At 61.1% G+C, this 16,513-nt stretch carries 12 protein-coding genes; 10 read left to right on the plus strand and 2 right to left on the minus strand.

Going from position 1 to position 16,513, the window contains the following annotated elements; genetic code table 11:
• The first annotated feature begins 90 nt into the window (after nucleotides 1-90).
• The 6 genes from pstC to phoR are packed head-to-tail and all read left to right on the plus strand — an operon-like array spanning nucleotide 91 to nucleotide 5,661.
• Nucleotides 91-1,074, plus strand: a complete 984-nt coding sequence (pstC, locus tag DIE16_RS13380; RefSeq protein ID WP_044844890.1) for a phosphate ABC transporter permease PstC — start codon at nucleotides 91-93, stop codon at nucleotides 1,072-1,074.
• Nucleotides 1,071-1,964 (plus strand): phosphate ABC transporter permease PstA, encoded by an 894-nt coding sequence (gene pstA / locus DIE16_RS13385; RefSeq protein WP_124892413.1) that lies wholly within the window; start codon nucleotides 1,071-1,073, stop codon nucleotides 1,962-1,964. The genes pstC and pstA overlap by 4 nt, the downstream gene beginning before the upstream one ends.
• 15 nt (nucleotides 1,965-1,979) lie before the next feature.
• Nucleotides 1,980-2,828, plus strand: coding sequence for a phosphate ABC transporter ATP-binding protein PstB (pstB, locus tag DIE16_RS13390; RefSeq protein WP_039319486.1), 849 nt, complete (start codon nucleotides 1,980-1,982; stop codon nucleotides 2,826-2,828).
• Between the two features lie 18 nt (nucleotides 2,829-2,846).
• On the plus strand, nucleotides 2,847-3,551 hold the full coding sequence (phoU, locus tag DIE16_RS13395; RefSeq protein ID WP_124892414.1) for a phosphate signaling complex protein PhoU: 705 nt from the start codon (nucleotides 2,847-2,849) through the stop codon (nucleotides 3,549-3,551).
• 31 nt (nucleotides 3,552-3,582) lie between these two features.
• Complete coding sequence (gene phoB, locus DIE16_RS13400; RefSeq protein ID WP_006750313.1) at nucleotides 3,583-4,284, plus strand: phosphate regulon transcriptional regulator PhoB; 702 nt, start codon at nucleotides 3,583-3,585, stop codon at nucleotides 4,282-4,284.
• Between the two features lie 57 nt (nucleotides 4,285-4,341).
• Entirely contained in the window at nucleotides 4,342-5,661 is a 1,320-nt protein-coding gene (phoR, locus tag DIE16_RS13405; protein ID WP_124892415.1) for a phosphate regulon sensor histidine kinase PhoR, read from the plus strand.
• A 115-nt stretch (nucleotides 5,662-5,776) separates the two neighbouring features.
• Here the strand turns inward: phoR and ppk1 are convergent, their stop codons facing one another.
• Nucleotides 5,777-7,840, minus strand: coding sequence for a polyphosphate kinase 1 (ppk1, locus tag DIE16_RS13410; RefSeq protein WP_124892416.1), 2,064 nt, complete (start codon nucleotides 7,838-7,840; stop codon nucleotides 5,777-5,779).
• Nucleotides 7,841-8,119: 279 nt separating this feature from the next.
• Between ppk1 and ppx the strand changes: the two genes are divergently transcribed.
• Nucleotides 8,120-9,637, plus strand: a complete 1,518-nt coding sequence (ppx, locus tag DIE16_RS13415) for an exopolyphosphatase (RefSeq protein ID WP_124892417.1) — start codon at nucleotides 8,120-8,122, stop codon at nucleotides 9,635-9,637.
• Nucleotides 9,638-9,689: 52 nt separating this feature from the next.
• Here the strand turns inward: ppx and DIE16_RS13420 are convergent, their stop codons facing one another.
• The gene (locus DIE16_RS13420) at nucleotides 9,690-10,139 is read right to left on the minus strand and encodes a hypothetical protein (RefSeq protein WP_124892418.1); all 450 of its coding nucleotides are present in this window, start codon (nucleotides 10,137-10,139) and stop codon (nucleotides 9,690-9,692) included.
• A 574-nt stretch (nucleotides 10,140-10,713) separates the two neighbouring features.
• Here DIE16_RS13420 and DIE16_RS13425 point away from each other — a divergent pair.
• Genes DIE16_RS13425 through DIE16_RS13435 form a run of 3 tightly spaced genes read left to right on the plus strand, consistent with a single transcriptional unit; the run spans nucleotide 10,714 to nucleotide 16,500 of the window.
• The gene (locus tag DIE16_RS13425; RefSeq protein WP_124892419.1) at nucleotides 10,714-13,494 is read left to right on the plus strand and encodes a type VI secretion system Vgr family protein; all 2,781 of its coding nucleotides are present in this window, start codon (nucleotides 10,714-10,716) and stop codon (nucleotides 13,492-13,494) included.
• A 37-nt stretch (nucleotides 13,495-13,531) separates the two neighbouring features.
• The gene (locus tag DIE16_RS13430; protein ID WP_124892420.1) at nucleotides 13,532-15,463 is read left to right on the plus strand and encodes an alpha/beta hydrolase family protein; all 1,932 of its coding nucleotides are present in this window, start codon (nucleotides 13,532-13,534) and stop codon (nucleotides 15,461-15,463) included.
• Nucleotides 15,457-16,500 (plus strand): T6SS immunity protein Tli4 family protein, encoded by a 1,044-nt coding sequence (locus DIE16_RS13435; RefSeq protein WP_260434377.1) that lies wholly within the window; start codon nucleotides 15,457-15,459, stop codon nucleotides 16,498-16,500. Before DIE16_RS13430 ends, DIE16_RS13435 begins: the two co-directional genes overlap by 7 nt.
• Nucleotides 16,501-16,513: the final 13 nt, after the last annotated feature.

The raw sequence follows: 16,513 nt of genomic DNA on the forward strand, positions 1-16,513 counted from the left end.
TCCAGCGGTTCGCTGCCCGGTCGTGCCGGCCGGGCAGTGTGTGCGGTAAGGCCGGGCGTTACGGCGCCCGGCGATCCAGAACAGGCGCCCATGTCTGATATTTCGTACACGTCCTCCCGGTCCGATGCCGCGCAGCAACGCGCGCCGAGCCGTCTCGGAGACGTTCTGTTCGGCGGCCTCGCACGGCTCGCCGCGATCGTGACCCTGCTGCTGCTGGGCGGGATCATCGTTTCCCTCATCATTGCGTCGCTGCCGACCATCCAGAAGTTCGGCCTCGGCTTCCTGTGGCAATCCGAGTGGGATCCGAACTCGGATGTCTACGGCGCAGTCGTGCCGATCTACGGCACGATCGTGACGTCGTTGATTGCACTCGTCATCGCGGTGCCAGTCAGCTTCGGCATCGCGCTGTTCCTCACCGAACTGTCGCCCGTGTGGCTGCGCCGCCCGCTCGGCATCGCGATCGAACTGCTCGCCGCGATTCCGTCGATCGTGTACGGCATGTGGGGCCTGCTCGTATTCGCGCCGATCTTCGCCGAATACTTCCAGAAGCCGATCGGCCATCTCTTCAAGGACGTGTGGGTGCTCGGTCCGCTGACGGCCGGCGCGCCGATCGGCATCGGCATTCTCGCGGCCGGCGTGATCCTCGCGATCATGATCATCCCGTACATCGCATCGGTGATGCGCGACGTGTTCGAAGTCACGCCCGTGCTGCTGAAGGAATCGGCGTACGGGATCGGCTGCACGACGTGGGAAGTGATGTGGAAGGTGGTGCTGCCCTATACGAAGACCGGCGTGATCGGCGGCGTGATGCTCGGCCTCGGCCGCGCGCTCGGCGAAACGATGGCCGTGACCTTCGTGATCGGCAACACGAACCTGCTCGACAGCGTGTCGCTGTTCGCGCCGGGCAACAGCATCACGTCGGCGCTCGCGAACGAATTCGCGGAAGCGCAACCGGGCCTGCATACGTCCGCCCTGATGGAACTGGGCCTGATCCTGTTCGTGATCACGTTCATCGTGCTGTCCATCTCCAAACTGCTGCTGCTTCGTCTCGAGAAGGGAGAGGGCAAGAAATGAGCGAGCCCATCATGAATTTCCCGGGGCCGAACGGCGCCGCGCTCGACGCGATGCGCAACCGCCTGCAGCGCAAGCGCAAGGTGACCAACGCGATCGCGTTGACCGCGTCGCTCGGCGCGATGGCATTCGGCCTGCTGTGGCTCGTGTGGATTCTCTACACGACGGTGCATCTCGGTGTCGGCGGCCTGTCGCTGCAGCTGTTCACCGAATCGACGCCGGCACCGAACACCGAAGGCGGCGGCCTGGCGAATGCGATCGTCGGCAGCCTGCTGCTGTGCGGTTTCGGCACGCTGGTCGGCACGCCGATCGGCATCCTCGCGGGCGTCTATCTCGCCGAATACGGCCAGAAGAACCTGCTGGCGAGCACGATCCGCTTCATCAACGACATCCTGCTGTCGGCGCCGTCGATCGTCATCGGCCTGTTCGTGTACGCGATCGTCGTTGCGAAGTCGGGGCGCTTCTCGGGCTGGGCCGGCGTGATCGCGCTCGCGCTGCTGCAGATTCCGATCGTGATCCGCACGACCGAGAACATGCTGAAGCTCGTGCCGAACGCGCTGCGTGAAGCAGCCGTCGCGCTCGGCACGCCGAAGTGGCGCATGGTGCTGAAGATCACGCTGCGCGCGTCGGTCGGCGGGATCGTGACGGGCGTGCTGCTCGCGGTCGCGCGGATCGCCGGCGAAACGGCGCCGCTGCTGTTCACGGCCCTGTCGAACCAGTTCTTCTCGGTCGACATGAGCCAGCCGATGGCCAACCTGCCCGTCACGATCTACAAGTTCGCGATGAGCCCGTTCGCCGAATGGCAGTCGCTCGCATGGGCGGGCGTGTTCCTGATTACGCTCGGGGTGCTCGGACTCAACATCCTGGCGCGCTCGATCTTCTCGAAAAAGTAACGGCGGAGCAATCCGATGAATATGGCAGAAAGCCACCTGAATCCCGTCGAGCGCACCGCTGCGCCCGCCGGCACGCACGATGCGGCGCATGGCCGTCCGCTGGCGCCGCTGAACGCGAAGATCGAGGTCAACAACCTCAACTTCTTCTACAACAAGTTCCACGCGCTGAAGAACATCAACCTGCGCATTCCCGAAGGGAAGGTGACGGCGTTCATCGGCCCGTCGGGCTGCGGTAAGTCGACGCTCTTGCGCACGTTCAACAAGATGTTCGCGCTCTATCCGGAGCAGCGCGCCGAAGGCGAAATCCTGATGGACGGCGAGAACCTGCTGACCACCAAGCGCGACATCTCGCTGCTGCGTGCGCGGATCGGCATGGTGTTCCAGAAGCCGACCCCGTTCCCGATGTCGATCTACGACAACATCGCGTTCGGCGTGAAGATGTTCGAAAAGCTCACGCGCTCGGAGATGGACGATCGCGTCGAGTGGGCGCTGACGAAGGCCGCGCTGTGGAACGAAGTGAAGGACAAGCTGAACCAGAGCGGCTACGGGCTGTCGGGCGGCCAGCAGCAGCGTCTGTGCATCGCGCGCGGCATCGCGATCCGTCCGGAAGTGCTGCTGCTCGACGAGCCGTGCTCGGCGCTTGACCCGATCTCGACGGGCCGCATCGAGGAACTGATCGCGGAGCTGAAGAGCGACTACACGGTCGTGATCGTCACGCACAACATGCAGCAGGCCGCGCGCTGCTCGGACTTCACGGCCTACATGTACCTGGGCGAGCTGATCGAATTCGGCGAAACCGAAAAGATCTTCATCAAGCCGGTGCGCAAGGAAACGGAAGACTACATCACCGGCCGTTTCGGCTGATGACGGAGAATCACAACCATGTCGGATAAACATCTGTCGAGCCAGTTCGACGCGGACCTGAATGCCGTGTCGTCGAAAGTGCTGGAAATGGGCGGGCTCGTCGAGTCGCAGATCGTCGGCGCGATGCATGCGCTGAACGAATTCGACCGCGAGCGGGCCGAGAAGGTGATCGCGGCCGAGGAAACGCTGAACGCGATGGAAGTCGACATCGACCAGGAGTGCGGCAACATCATCGCGCGGAGGCAGCCGGCCGCGCGCGACCTGCGTCTTCTGATGTCGATTTCGAAAACGATTACGAACCTCGAGCGCGCCGGCGACGAGGCCGAGAAGATCGCGAAGCGCGTGCGCCGCCTGATCGAAGAGCCGGCCGCGCGCACGGTGAACATCGCCGAGATCAAGGTGTCGGGCGAGATGGCCGTGACGATCCTGCGCCGCGCGCTCGACGCGTTCGCGCGCCTCGATACGGTGGCGGCCGCGCAGATCGTCAAGGACGACAAGGAAATCGACCTCGAATTCCGCGCGTTCGTGCGCAAGCTCGTGTCGTACATGCAGGAAGATCCGCGCACGATCTCGGTCGGCCTCGAGTATCTGTTCATCGCGAAGGCGATCGAACGGATCGGCGACCACGCGAAGAACATCGCCGAATTCATCATCTACATCGTGAAGGGCACCGACGTGCGGCACCAGCCGCGCGACACGCTCGATCGCGAAGCCAACAGTTAATCGACTCCGTATAGGAAGAACAGAGGTGCCGATGCCCAGCAACATTCTCGTCGTCGAAGATGAGCCAGCGATTTCCGAACTGATCTCGGTGAATCTCCAGCATGCCGGTCACTGCCCGATCCGCGCGTACAACGCGGAGCAGGCGCAGAACCTGATCAGCGACGTGCTGCCCGATCTCGTGCTGCTCGACTGGATGCTGCCGGGCAAGTCCGGCATCGCGTTCGCGCGCGACCTGCGCAACAACGAACGGACCAAGCACATCCCGATCATCATGCTGACCGCGCGCGGCGACGAGCAGGACAAGGTGCTCGGCCTCGAGATCGGCGCGGACGACTACGTGACGAAGCCGTTCTCGCCGAAGGAACTGATGGCGCGCATCAAGGCCGTGCTGCGCCGCCGCGCGCCGCAGCTGACCGAGGACGTCGTGTCGATCAACGGGCTGCGCCTCGATCCGGCCACGCATCGGGTCGCCGCGCACGGCGACGGCAGCGAGATCAAGCTCGATCTCGGCCCGACCGAATTCCGCCTGCTGCATTTCTTCATGACGCATCCGGAGCGCGTGCACAGCCGCACGCAACTGCTCGACCAGGTCTGGGGCGATCATGTGTTCGTCGAGGAACGCACCGTCGACGTCCATATCAAACGATTGCGCGCGGCCTTGAAACCGGCCGGCTGCGATGCGATGATCGAGACCGTGCGCGGCAGCGGCTACCGGCTCGCCAAGCACGCGTAACGTATCCGGGCATGCCGTGTGCCGCGGCATGCCGTTCATTCTTTCGGACGCTGAATCATGAACATCATCTGGGCGCGCTTTCTGGTGTCGCTCGTGCTGCTCGTGCTGATCAGCGTATTGGTCGGCGTATTCGCCGGCCCGACCGCGGCCCTCGGGTTCGCGGCCGTGATGCTGGTCGCGCAGGGCTTCTTCAGCACCTTCCATACGCAACGCCTGTGGCGTCTGCTCGATGCACCCGTCTACGGCGAGGTGCCGAGCGCACCGGGCATCTGGGGCGAAATCTACTACCGGCTGCACAAGCTCGCGAAGCAGTGGCATGCGCAGGTGCGCCAGGTCGAGCAACAGCATTCGCGCTTCATCCAGGCGATCCAGGCGTCGCCGAACGGCGTCGCGATGCTCGACGACCATGACCAGATCGAGTGGTGCAACGCGATCGCCGAGGTGCACTTCGGCCTCGATGCGAAGCGCGACCTGCGCCAGCACATCACGAACCTGGTGCGTCATCCGGAGTTCGTCCGTTACCTGAACGCGCAGCATTACGACGAGACGCTCGTGATGCGCGGGATGGGCGACTCGCGGCAGAACGTGCTGGAAGTGCAGGTGTTCCCGTACGGCGAGAACCGCAAGCTGCTGCTCACGCAGGACATCACGGAGCTCGAGCGGACCGACGCGATGCGGCGCGACTTCGTCGCGAACGTGTCGCACGAACTGAAGACGCCGCTCACCGTGCTGTCGGGCTTCCTCGAGACGATGCGCGAACTGCCGCTGAACGAGGAAGATCGCGCGCGCTATCTCGAGATGATGGAGCAGCAGGCGTCGCGGATGCGGCACATCGTCACCGACCTGCTGGTGCTCGCGAAGCTCGAGGGCGAAAGCAAGCCGCCGATGGATCACGCGATCGACATGCGTGCCGTGTTCGATCATCTGAAGGAGGATGCGCAGACGCTGTCGAACGGGCATCACGAGATCACGTTCGCGATCGACGAGACGCTCGGCGTCACGGGCGCGCAGACCGAAGTGTTCAGTGCGTTCGCGAATCTCGTGACCAACGCGATCCGCTATACGCCGGACGGCGGCAAGATTTTCGTGTCGTGGCGGCGCGAGGGCGCGCAGGGCGTGTTCTCCGTCACCGACAGCGGCTTCGGCATTCCGGCCGCCGACCTGCCGCGGCTGACCGAACGCTTCTACCGCGTGGACCGCAGCCGCTCGCGCGATACGGGCGGCACGGGGCTCGGCCTCGCGATCGTCAAGCACGTGCTGCAGCGGCACGACTCGCACTTGTACGTGCAGAGCGAGGAAGGGCGCGGCAGCACGTTCACCGCGCGCTTCCCGGGCTCGCGGATCATCGCGATCCGGCCGGCCGCGTTCGAGGCGTGAGCGCGTCACGCGAAGCGGCGCCTCACGTCGGCACCCCGGCGGAATGAAAAAAGCACAGCCCTCGGGCTGTGCTTTTTCGTTTGGTGCGCGGCACGCGAAACCGTGCGCCGGGTGCCTACGAACAGAACTTCGCGAGCAGCCCGAGCTGTGCGTTGCGGATCGTCTTGCCCGCGCGCCGCCGGCGGTAGTGGCCGTCGCTGAGCATCTGCCAGGCCGACTGGTTGTCGCCGAGACAGACCGACAGCCCTTCGGCGATCACGCGGCGCTTCAGCTTGCGCTCGCGGATCGGGAACGCGACTTCGACGCGGCGGAACAGGTTGCGGTCCATCCAGTCGGCGCTCGACAGATACACGTCCTCGGCGCCGCCCGCGTGGAAATAGTAGATGCGGTGGTGTTCGAGGAAGCGCCCGACGATCGAGCGCACCGTGATGTTGTCCGACAGCCCCGGCACGCCCGGCTTCAGCGCGCACACGCCGCGCACGATCAGGTCGACCTTCACGCCGGCCTGCGACGCTTCGTACAGCGCGGCGATCACCGACGGCTCCAGCAGCGCGTTCATCTTCGCGACCACGCGCGCGCGCTTGCCGGCGCGTGCATTGTCGATCTCCGCGCGGATCGATTCGATGATGCGCGGATGCAGCGTGAACGGCGACTGCCACAGCTCGTGCAGCGTGAGTTCGCCGCCGATCCCGGTCAGCTGCTGGAACACGTGATGGACGTCCTCGCAGATCTTCTGGTCGGCCGTCATCAGCCCGAAGTCGGTGTAGAGGCGGGCGGTGCGCGGGTGATAGTTGCCGGTGCCGAGGTGCACGTAGCGGCGCAGCGACGCGTTGCCGTTCTGCACGACGCGCCGCACGATCAGCATCATCTTCGCGTGGCACTTGTGGCCGACCACGCCGTACACGACGTGCGCGCCGACGGCTTCGAGCTGCGACGCCCAGTTGATGTTGGTTTCCTCGTCGAAGCGCGCGAGCAGCTCGACGACGACGGTCACTTCCTTGCCGTTGCGCGCGGCTTCCATCAGCGCGTCCATCAGCGGCGAATCCGTGCCGGTGCGATAGATCGTCTGCTTGATCGCGACGACGCTCGGGTCCTTCGCGGCCTGCTGCAGCAGTTCGAGCACCGGCTGGAAGCTCTCGTACGGGTGATGCAGCAGGATGTCGCCGTCGTCGATCGCGTCGAACATCGTCGGCGCGTTCGCGATCGCGGGCGGGATCGACGCGGTGAACGGCGCGAACTTCAGGTCGGGCCGATCGACGAGATCGGGGATCTGCATCAGCCGCACGAGGTTCACGGAGCCGGACACGCGGTAGCAGTCCTTCTCGCCGAGCAGGCTTTCCTCGAGCAGGCGTCGCACGATATGCGCGGGCGTATCGGCCGACACTTCGAGCCGTACCGCATTGCCGAGGTGGCGCGCGGGCAGTTCGCCCTGCAGCGCGACGCGCAGGTTGGTGATTTCGTCCTCGTCGACGAACAGCTCGCTGTTGCGCGTGATGCGGAACTGGTTGCAGCTCTTCACGACCAGTTGCGGGAACAGTTCGCCGACGAAGCGCTGCATGAACGAGCTGAGCAGCACGAAGCCGTGCTCGAAGCCCGACAGCGCCTGCGGCATGCGCACGACGCGCGGCAGCGCGCGCGGCGCCTGCACGATGCCCATCACCGCCTGGCGGCCGAACGCGTCGCGGCCTTCGAGCTCGACGACGAAGTTCAGGCTCTTGTTCAGCACGCGCGGGAACGGATGCGCGGGATCGAGGCCGATCGGCGTCAGCACCGGCAGCAGTTCGTCGAGGAAGTAGCGGCGCGCCCATTCGAGCTGCTCGTCGTTCCACGAGTCGCTCGCGTGGAAGTAGATGCCTTCCTGTTCGAGCGCGGGGAGCACGGTTTCGTGCAGCATCGTGTACTGGCGGTGCACGAGCCGTTGCGCGCGCTCGACGACGAGATCGTAGGCGTGCTGCAGCGACATGCCGTCGGGCGTCAGGGCGCCCGGGTTGTCGCGGATCTGTTCCTGGAGGCCGGCCATCCGGACCTCGAAGAACTCGTCGAGGTTGCTGCTGGTGATGCAGATGAAGCGCAGTCGCTCGAGCAACGGAATGTGCGGGTCGGCTGCCTGGGCCAGCACGCGCTCGTTGAAGCCGAGGATGCCGAGTTCACGATTGAGAAGCGGATAGCGGACGGACATCGGCAGAGTAGGGGGTGATTCGGGCGATGATTCGAAAGGACGCTCGGAAACTCTCACGGTACGATGACGTGCTGATGACAATAATGTATTTATATCGGGAAATTCTACGCTTGAACCGATTCGTCTCATAAATGTTTCGGCCATATACTTTCTACCCGAGTACATGCCCGTGAAGCGTGGCAATGGCAAGCGTTCCACGCTTAAAATATCGCCTTTGATTGATCGTCCAGCGAGGCCGGAGCGGCTGCCGCGGGCGAACGCGCACGGAGCCCCCTTCTGATGGTTACATCCCCCCACTTGCTGGCTGCCGTGGATCTCGGCTCGAACAGCTTCCGGCTGATCGTCGGGCGCGTCGAGGAAACGCCGGCGGGCAGCCAGATCTATCCCGTCGATGCGCTGCGCGAGCCGGTTCGACTGGCCGCGGGGCTGTCGAGCGACAAGATGCTCGATCGCGCGTCGCAGGAACGTGGCTGGGAGGCGCTCAAGCGGTTCGGCGAGCGCCTGCGCGATTTCCATCCCGATCATGTGCGCGCGGTGGCGACCAACACGCTGCGCGTCGCGAAGAACGCGGGCGAATTCCTCGGCGAAGCCGAAGCGGCGCTCGGTTTTCCGATCGAAGTGATCGCGGGCCGCGAAGAGGCGCGCCTGATCTATGCGGGTGCCGCGCATTCGGTGCCGGCGAGCGCGGGCAAGCGGCTCGTCGTCGACATCGGCGGCGGCTCGACCGAATTCATCATCGGCTCGCACTACACGCCGCTCGTGATGGAGAGTCTCTACATCGGCTGCGTGAGCCATAGCCGGGCGTTCTTCCCGGCCGGCAACGTCGACGAATACACGATGCGGCAGGCCGAACTCGCGGCCAAGCGCGAGATCCAGATCATTTCCAGCGAGTACAAGAAGGCCGGATGGGACCAGGCGATCGGTTCGTCGGGCACCGCGCGTGCGCTCGCGGAGCTCGTCGAGGCGAACGGCTTCAACGACGCCGGCATCACGCACGGCATTTCGCGCGGCGGCCTCGAACGCCTGAAGCGCGCGCTGATCAAGGCCGAGAACGTGAACCGGCTGAAGCTGATCGCGCTGAAGCCCGATCGCGTGCCGGTGCTTGCCGGCGGCCTCGCGATCATGCTCGCGGTATTCGAGGAACTGGGTGTCGACTACGTCGACACCACCGACGGCGCGCTGCGTCTCGGCGTGCTGTACGACCTTCTCGGCCGGGCCCAGCACGAGGACATGCGTGCGGTGACCGTCGAGGGTTTCACGCGCCGCTACGGCGTCGATCGCGCGCAGGCCGAGCGGATCGCCGCACTGGCGGTGCGGTTCTACGACGAGCTCGAGGCGTCCGACGACGAAGAAGCGCGCGAGGAAGGCCGGATGTTCCTCAGCTGGGCCGCCGCGCTGCACGAGATTGGCCTGTCGATCTCGCACAGCTCGTATCACAAGCATTCCGCGTATATCGCCAGCAACGCCGACATGCCGGGCTTCTCGCGCACCGACCAGGCGCGCCTCGCCGCGCTCGTGCTCGGGCATGCGGGCAAGCTCGGCAAGCTGTCGCAGACGCGCGACGTCGAATGGCCGCTGCTGTTCTGTTTGCGGCTTGCCGCGCTGCTGTGCCGGCGCCGGACCGATGCCGGGCTGCCGGACATTTCCGTGTCGCAGATGAAGAAGGGCGGGTATGAAGTGCGCCTGCCGAGCGCGTGGGTCGAGCAGAACCCATTGACCGACTACAGCCTCAGCCAGGAAGCGGCCGAGTGGGAGAAGGTCGGGATTCCGTATCGCGTGGTTTATACGGGCGCGTAACGAGACGCTACCGAGGGCGCGGCGCGCTCGCGCGGCTTACCTCGCGGTGTGCTCAGTCGGAGCACACGATCGCGGTCAGGAACGGGAACGCCTGCTTGACGGTTGCGTCGCTGCCGGCATTGCGAACGGCCTGTTCGACTGCACTCTTCGTGCCGCGTACCACGACGCCGTACGCCCATTTGCCGATCGGCGTGCCGTCGCCCGGCTTGAAGATCGGATCGTTCGCCTGGTAGCCGAGCACGACGTAGACGCCGAAGCCGTAGGCGGTCAGCGGATGGTTCGTGCGGAACGCGTTCACCGAATTCGCTTCGACGTGCATCGGCTCCGACTGGATGTCGCTGGCCGCGAGCAGCGGCGCGACGAACTTGTGGCCGTTCGAATGGCAGTCGAGCGCGTCGTCGAGCGACTTGGCCGACGCGGCGCTGGACGCGCCGAGGATGCCGAATGTGCCGATTGCGAGCAGCGCGCCGAGCAGGGCGGTCTTGAAAACGGTTTTTTTCATGCGCGGTTGCGGGTTGGGTCGCGGACATTATCGCGTGTTCCCGCAAGATTCGTGCGCGGGCTGCCGACGCGGGGCCGCCGACGTATGGCACCGGTGGCGGAAGCGGCTTGCGGACAAAACGAAAAAGGGCTGCAAGCGCGATGGCTTGCAACCCTTATCGTGTATATCGTGATCGGAGGGATAGGCTTCGAACCTACGACCATCCGACTCCAAATCGGGGCCCTGCTATTTTCACGTTTGGTCATCGACAAAAATTATAAGTAATTGATTTAATGTGAAATTTAAGCTCACTGCAATTTTCTGTTCCGACCCACCCTTCGCGACGGGCAATTGCAGAGCCTCTCCGCCTACATCGCCGATGCCACGGGGGCTCCGCGAATCTATTTCTTACAATTTACTGTCGAGCCTGAGCGTGAGCTTTCACTTCGCTAGGTAACCGGGCGTCAGTTTCTGTCAAAAGAAACCGCATTTCTCAGACGTTAGATAAAATCGCGCGAGCGACTTGGCTGTCGCAACGGCTGACCGTCTTCGTGCAACTGACGTGACGGTCGAACCTGAGAGAGATAAAACGAAAATGGATATCAGACCGTCCGCACTCGGGGACCTGAAGTTTCGCGACCTCTATGAGGCGATCAGTAAGGGTGTTTTGCAGCAGGGGCGGCTGTTGACGTTGAATACGCCGCTCGGCAAGAACGCGTTGGTGCCGCTGCGTGCACGCGGATCAGCCAGAATCGGGCGTGACTATTCGTACACGATCGATGTTGCGTCGACGCGCGATGATACTGCGCTGCTGTCGCTGATGCACCAGCCTGTCACCCTGCAGATTCAGCAAGTCACGGCTCCCTTTGCGGTTCCCGTCTATCGTCCGGTCCACGGTTTCGTGCATCGGGTCGCCTATTTGGGTGGAAACGGTGGTCTTTCCACATACCAGATCGAATTTTCGTCGGCGCTGGTCTTCCTTGAGAAAACCCACAACGAAGAAGGCTGGCTCGAGAAAGACGCCCGCGAGATCATTTCCGACGTGCTGGATCGATATCCGCAACTGCGCGGACAGTACCGTTTCACGTTGTCGTCCGATCCTGCCAAGCGTTCGTGGTGCAGGCAGAGCGAGTCCGATCTTCACTTTGTGAACCGCTTGGCTGAGTCCGAGGGTTGGTATTTCTACTGGGTCCACGAAAACGTTAGCGAAGGTGACGCTCCCAAGACGACGCTCGTCATCGTTGACCGCGTATCGACCCTTCCCGACGCCAAGCTAGTTGAATTCATTCGGGCGAACGACAGCAACGAATCTGATGGCTTCGCCCATTGGGCAGCGGTGCAGACGATGCAGAGCACACGCTACATGTCGCGTGCGTTTGATTACAAGCGGCCCGCATCCGATTTTCAGGTTGAAAGTGGACTTGCCGCGACGAGCTATGTCACGGAGGAGCACCGCCAGAAAGCCGAGCATAGCGTTCCTGATGCGCCGATGACGGTCTACGAATCGACGGCTTACGGCTATTCCAGCTCAGACACTGGTGAGGTGCGAGCGCGACGGCGAGTAGAGATATGGGATGCACGAGCAAGCCGATATTTTGGCGTCGGAGGCGTGCGGTGGCTCGATGCCGGTTCGCGGTTTGTGTTGAACGGACATCCCCGCCACGAAGGCGGTGATGCGAAGAAGCGAGAGTTTCTGGTGGTCGAGGCGCGTTGGTTCATCGAGAACAATGTCCCGATTGGCCAGCAGACGGCCGAGTTTCCGCAAAGTCTTCGTGCAACGCTGGCCGAGCAACAGGCGATTCACCGTGAGCGGTTCAAGACGCTTGGACATGAGGCGGATGGTTCGGCCGGTTTTTTCGTGCTCGAAGTCGAAGCGCAGCCCACGGCTGTTGAATACCGAAGCCCGCTGGATCACCCGAAGCCGATCATGTCGATCGAGCACGCACTTGTTGTGACTCCGGATGGCGCGGAAGCGTGGACAAACGACCGGAACCAGATCAGGGTGCATTTCGCTTGGGATCGCAAGAATCCACCGGACGCCTTCAATTCCTCGCCGTTACTGTCGTCGCTTCAATCCGATACTGGGAACGGCTATGGAGCGGTTCACGTTCCGAGAGCGCATGAATGGGTCATCGTCGGTTACTGGAACGGCGACTGTGACAAGCCGTTCGTGTTGGGGCGCATCAACGGCGGGACGACCCCGTCCCAGTGGCATTCGAACGCGTTGCTGTCCGGGTTCAAATCGGAGGGGTTCGGCAAGACAGGCGCCTATAACTCATTCGTTCACGACGACTCCACGAATCAAGGTGGGACGCGGCTGGTCAGCTATACCGGCAAGAGCTATGCGGCGCTGACGCAGGGCTACTTGATCAAGCACGAGGGCAACACGCGCGGGCAGTATCTGGGCGCTGGTTTCATCCTGCACGCCGACGAGTTCGGTGCGGTTCGTGCCAGCAAGGGGTTGTCCATCAGTGCGCACTCGAAATCGTACGACGATGAGCAGATGGGCGTGGACGAGGCGCGGTCGCAGTTGCAGCAGGCGGGAATGCTGGTCGAATCGCTGTCTAGCGCAAGCACAACCGCTCAGGCGGAATCGCTGCAAACCGGACAGGATGCGCTCAAGGCGCTGTCGAAGGACATCCAGCATCCGGTGTCGGGTGATACGTCGGGCGGCGTGACGGCGGGGGGCGGTACTGGGAGCGCCAACGGATTTTCGCAGCCGAACATATTGGTATCGACGCCGAAAGACATTGCACTGGTCGCGGACAGCTCGACGCATATCGTGGCTGAGAAAGAGGTCAACGTCGTCAGTAACGAAAACACATACGTTGCGACGGGCAAGTCGTTTGTCGTGGCGGCCGCGGAAAAGGTGAGCTTCTTCGCGCAGAAACTCGGCGCGTTCTTTGTGACGGCGAAAGGTCCGATCAAGCTGTCGGCCAACACGGATGACGTGAACATCAATGCGGGTAAAGACGTGACGGTGAAGGCCAAGCGCATTGTGCTCGACGCCGATGAAATCATCATCAAGGCGGGCGGCTCTTACACCCGGTGGGTGGCCGCTGGCATTGAAGACGGCACGCAAGGCCCGCGCACGATCAAATCGGCATCGCTCAGCCGTCAGGGGCCGAGCTCGATTGCGCAGCATATGAACAGCCTGCCGCAGGCCAAGTTTAACGATCCGTATGTGCTTCGAGACAGCATTACTGGCGAGGTGTTGAAGAATCACCCGTACGAGCTGGTTCGAGGTGATGGCACACGCCTGACTGGGATGACAAACGAGTTGGGCCATGTCGCCGAACAAAAAAGCGATGACGTTGAATCGGTGATGCTGCATGCACTGAGGCGACCGCCGAGCGCAGCTGGCTCTGCGGATTAATATTGTCTGACCGATCCAAACTTATTTTGTGAATGCTATGAGCACCAATTCGGCAGGTAATCCAAACATAGTTTCGCCGTTCAATAACGACTTCGATCAGGATGTGGTGCAACTCATGGGGCGCACGGCACCTGACGGCTCGTCTTTCGGAAAATTTACGCTCACCCCGGCGAGCGACACGCGGCAAAAGGAGTTGCTGTGCGATGTCCGGCCGATCATTCCGGTGATTTTTATTCCCGGAGTAATGGGCACGCTGTTGGTCAACAAGAATACCGGCGACGAATTGTTTTTTCCGCCGAATGCGGATACCGGAAGCTCCAAGGCTGCGGCGGCACCTTGGTTATATGGTGCTTACCACAAGAATGCGGCCGAGCGCCAGACGAAATTCAATCCGCTAGAAGCGGCAGTCACTACACTCGGCCCTATCAATGTTGGAGATGGAAAGACAATTAGTGAAGACGAAGCGCGACGAAGGGGGTGGGGGTCAGTGCATCGCTGGAGCTACCACCCGTTCCTTTTATGGCTTGAGCAGACGCTGAACTCTCCGAAGTTTTTTGGGAAAATACTAGGTCCGTGGATCACTCCTGATCCAACTGGCGAGACGTGGGCGCTTCATCCGGTACTTGGAACTGATCCAAAAAAATATGGGGGCTTTGGTGACGGAGCGCCGATTGCGCCTGATTCGACAAAATTTGATCATTTTGCAAAATTCAGATATCGCGTGTATGCGATTGGATACAACTGGCTTCAATCGAACGCGGATTCGGCCAAGCAAGTGATAGAAAGCACGGATTATTTCAATCCGAAATCCAAGAAAAAAACACACTTGATGGGAATCAAGGAGATCATCGCCGAAAACCATAGCGGCAAGGCGATCATTGTAACGCATTCGATGGGTGGACTAGTAGCACGCATGGCAATTGCGATGCACGATGCGGCGGACTTGATGCATGGAGTGTTTCATGGCGTGCAACCGGCGACAGGGGCTCCGTTGGCGGCGAAGCGATTCAGAGTGGGGGCCGAAACCGAGGGTCCTTCTACATTTATTACGCAAGATGGATATAAGAATGCTGCGTTGATGGGAAGAGATGAAAATGAGTTTGTGGCGGTGACGGCGAATGCACCGGGGCCGCTCGAACTGCTGCCGATGCCGGATTACAACAACGGTGAGCCATGGTGGATATTTTCAAGGATAAATGGAGACCCGGTTGTTAAGCTGCCAAAAGGTGGTAATGCATATGACGACATCTACACAAGCTCAAAGTGGTACGGGCTCGTTCCGGACGCGTCAATGCTTGATCCGGCGGGAATTGTTCAAGATAGACTTAAGAAGAATAAAATCAATAAGACCGTCTTGGGGAATTTCAAGGATACCTTGTCTAAGGCTGTTGAGAATCAGCGAAATATTATCAACAAGTACCATGGCAATACGTATGCAGCCTACGCCAATGGTGCACTCGATCCTAAGATGCAAGGCGGTCCGCCTGAAAAGAGCGGGGGCAAACGAAGTATCGAGAAGGGGGAGACGCTTGATAAGCTTTTGGCGTGGGGGAACGCAGTATGGACTGGAAACATCCCGGCAGGGGTTACGGAAGAGGAACTGCTTGCCGCCACTCCCTTGTTTGATTCCCGTGATGGGATTTTGCGAGTGCATCTGGAATCTCGCAAACTAACCATCGAATTTCAAGTTCAGAGAACTGCGTCGTTGCCGAGTGGCCCAGGCCAGGATTTGGAAAAAAGTCGAAACGGTATCATTCCTGGAGATGGAACAGTACCGGTCTGGTCGGCTCGTGCGCAAGCCCGTGGACTGAAGCCGGGCGTAGGCGGTGGTCGAGCCGAAGGTGTGCAGATGGTCTTCGAACAAGGTGGGTATCAACATCAGTTTAGTTACGATCACCCGTGGACGCGTTGGTCAGTGCTTTATAGTATTGTGCAGATCGCGTGGAACGCACCGGAGCCGAAATGCTGAGACGTATCGCAACTATTTCGTTAATTATTGCAGGTATGTGTGCCTGCTCAGTTGTCTTCTCTGGAGAGTCGGCAGTGACTAATCCCTTGTTGTCCAAGTCGCGCCCGTGGTGTGTCGGCCGCTTTGTGTTTGATCGCCCGGTGGTGAGCGAAATATCTAACCAATCGTACGAATTTCGCGGTGAAAAGATTGATGTTAAACACAAGTCTTCGGTTGCGGAGTATGATTCGAAAGTAAAGTCTTTGGGCTCAAAGTTGAATGGTTCGCAGCGAATAAATCCGGGAACCGGTGTAAAAATTAATCATTCGTGGTTGGAGAGGGAGTTGCGTCCGCGAAGTGATTCGGCGGTATTTGTTTATCAAGAATATTATTCAAAATCTGGCCTTGATTTCAAGACTGAAGGCTATTTGTTGGATGGCGGAAATCTTTTTCATACTGTTGGTGGAATCGGTGCAGAGGCGCTGGGGCAGGCTGAGGAGATTTATAAGGACACGTATCGTCGAATCAAGAGCCGTGACAACTGGTCGGTGCCGACAGAGCCAGGATTCTGTATTGATGGCGGAATTGTGACTGGTTCGTCGACCTACTCTGAGGAGGTTACTCAGTCGTTCGCGTTGATGCCGGAAAGTCGCCCGGCACTACTGGTGATTCAGATGCGCGATTCCGTTAGCCAAGATCGCGATCCTGCGGCCTCCCTCCTGAAGACCTTACCTGATTTGCGCGCGAAATTGGATAGTATCGGTGCACACTACCGTATTTTGCGTCAAGGTCATCGCAAGGTCGCAGGCATCGAAGCCGAAGAAGTACTGTTTGAAGCTAAAGACGGGGGGGTTACTGAATACCGCTTCTCTCTGCTTGCTCCCGGTGACCCGAGCACGCTGGCGAAGCCGCATACGTCGATTCAGATGATCCTCGGGGATATTAGTAGTCACGATATGCCGGCTGAAGAGCGAACCGCTCCCGTTGATGAAGCAGGGGCATTGCAGGCGTGGGATACGTTGCTGAACAGCTTGAGGTTGCGCCCGGGCGCGGTTTAAACGGTGGAGTGCG

The sequence above is a fragment of the Burkholderia sp. Bp9090 genome, from assembly GCF_003857985.1.
Classification (GTDB): Bacteria; Pseudomonadota; Gammaproteobacteria; order Burkholderiales; family Burkholderiaceae; genus Burkholderia.

Coding starts and splice junctions, on each gene's coding strand:
- pstC (WP_044844890.1), top strand. CDS start 91: ATGTCTGATATTTCGTACACGTCCTCCCGGTCCGATGCCGCGCAGCAA.
- pstA (WP_124892413.1), top strand. CDS start 1,071: ATGAGCGAGCCCATCATGAATTTCCCGGGGCCGAACGGCGCCGCGCTC.
- pstB (WP_039319486.1), top strand. CDS start 1,980: ATGAATATGGCAGAAAGCCACCTGAATCCCGTCGAGCGCACCGCTGCG.
- phoU (WP_124892414.1), top strand. CDS start 2,847: ATGTCGGATAAACATCTGTCGAGCCAGTTCGACGCGGACCTGAATGCC.
- phoB (WP_006750313.1), top strand. CDS start 3,583: ATGCCCAGCAACATTCTCGTCGTCGAAGATGAGCCAGCGATTTCCGAA.
- phoR (WP_124892415.1), top strand. CDS start 4,342: ATGAACATCATCTGGGCGCGCTTTCTGGTGTCGCTCGTGCTGCTCGTG.
- ppk1 (WP_124892416.1), bottom strand. CDS start 7,840: ATGTCCGTCCGCTATCCGCTTCTCAATCGTGAACTCGGCATCCTCGGC.
- ppx (WP_124892417.1), top strand. CDS start 8,120: ATGGTTACATCCCCCCACTTGCTGGCTGCCGTGGATCTCGGCTCGAAC.
- DIE16_RS13420 (WP_124892418.1), bottom strand. CDS start 10,139: ATGAAAAAAACCGTTTTCAAGACCGCCCTGCTCGGCGCGCTGCTCGCA.
- DIE16_RS13425 (WP_124892419.1), top strand. CDS start 10,714: ATGGATATCAGACCGTCCGCACTCGGGGACCTGAAGTTTCGCGACCTC.
- DIE16_RS13430 (WP_124892420.1), top strand. CDS start 13,532: ATGAGCACCAATTCGGCAGGTAATCCAAACATAGTTTCGCCGTTCAAT.
- DIE16_RS13435 (WP_260434377.1), top strand. CDS start 15,457: ATGCTGAGACGTATCGCAACTATTTCGTTAATTATTGCAGGTATGTGT.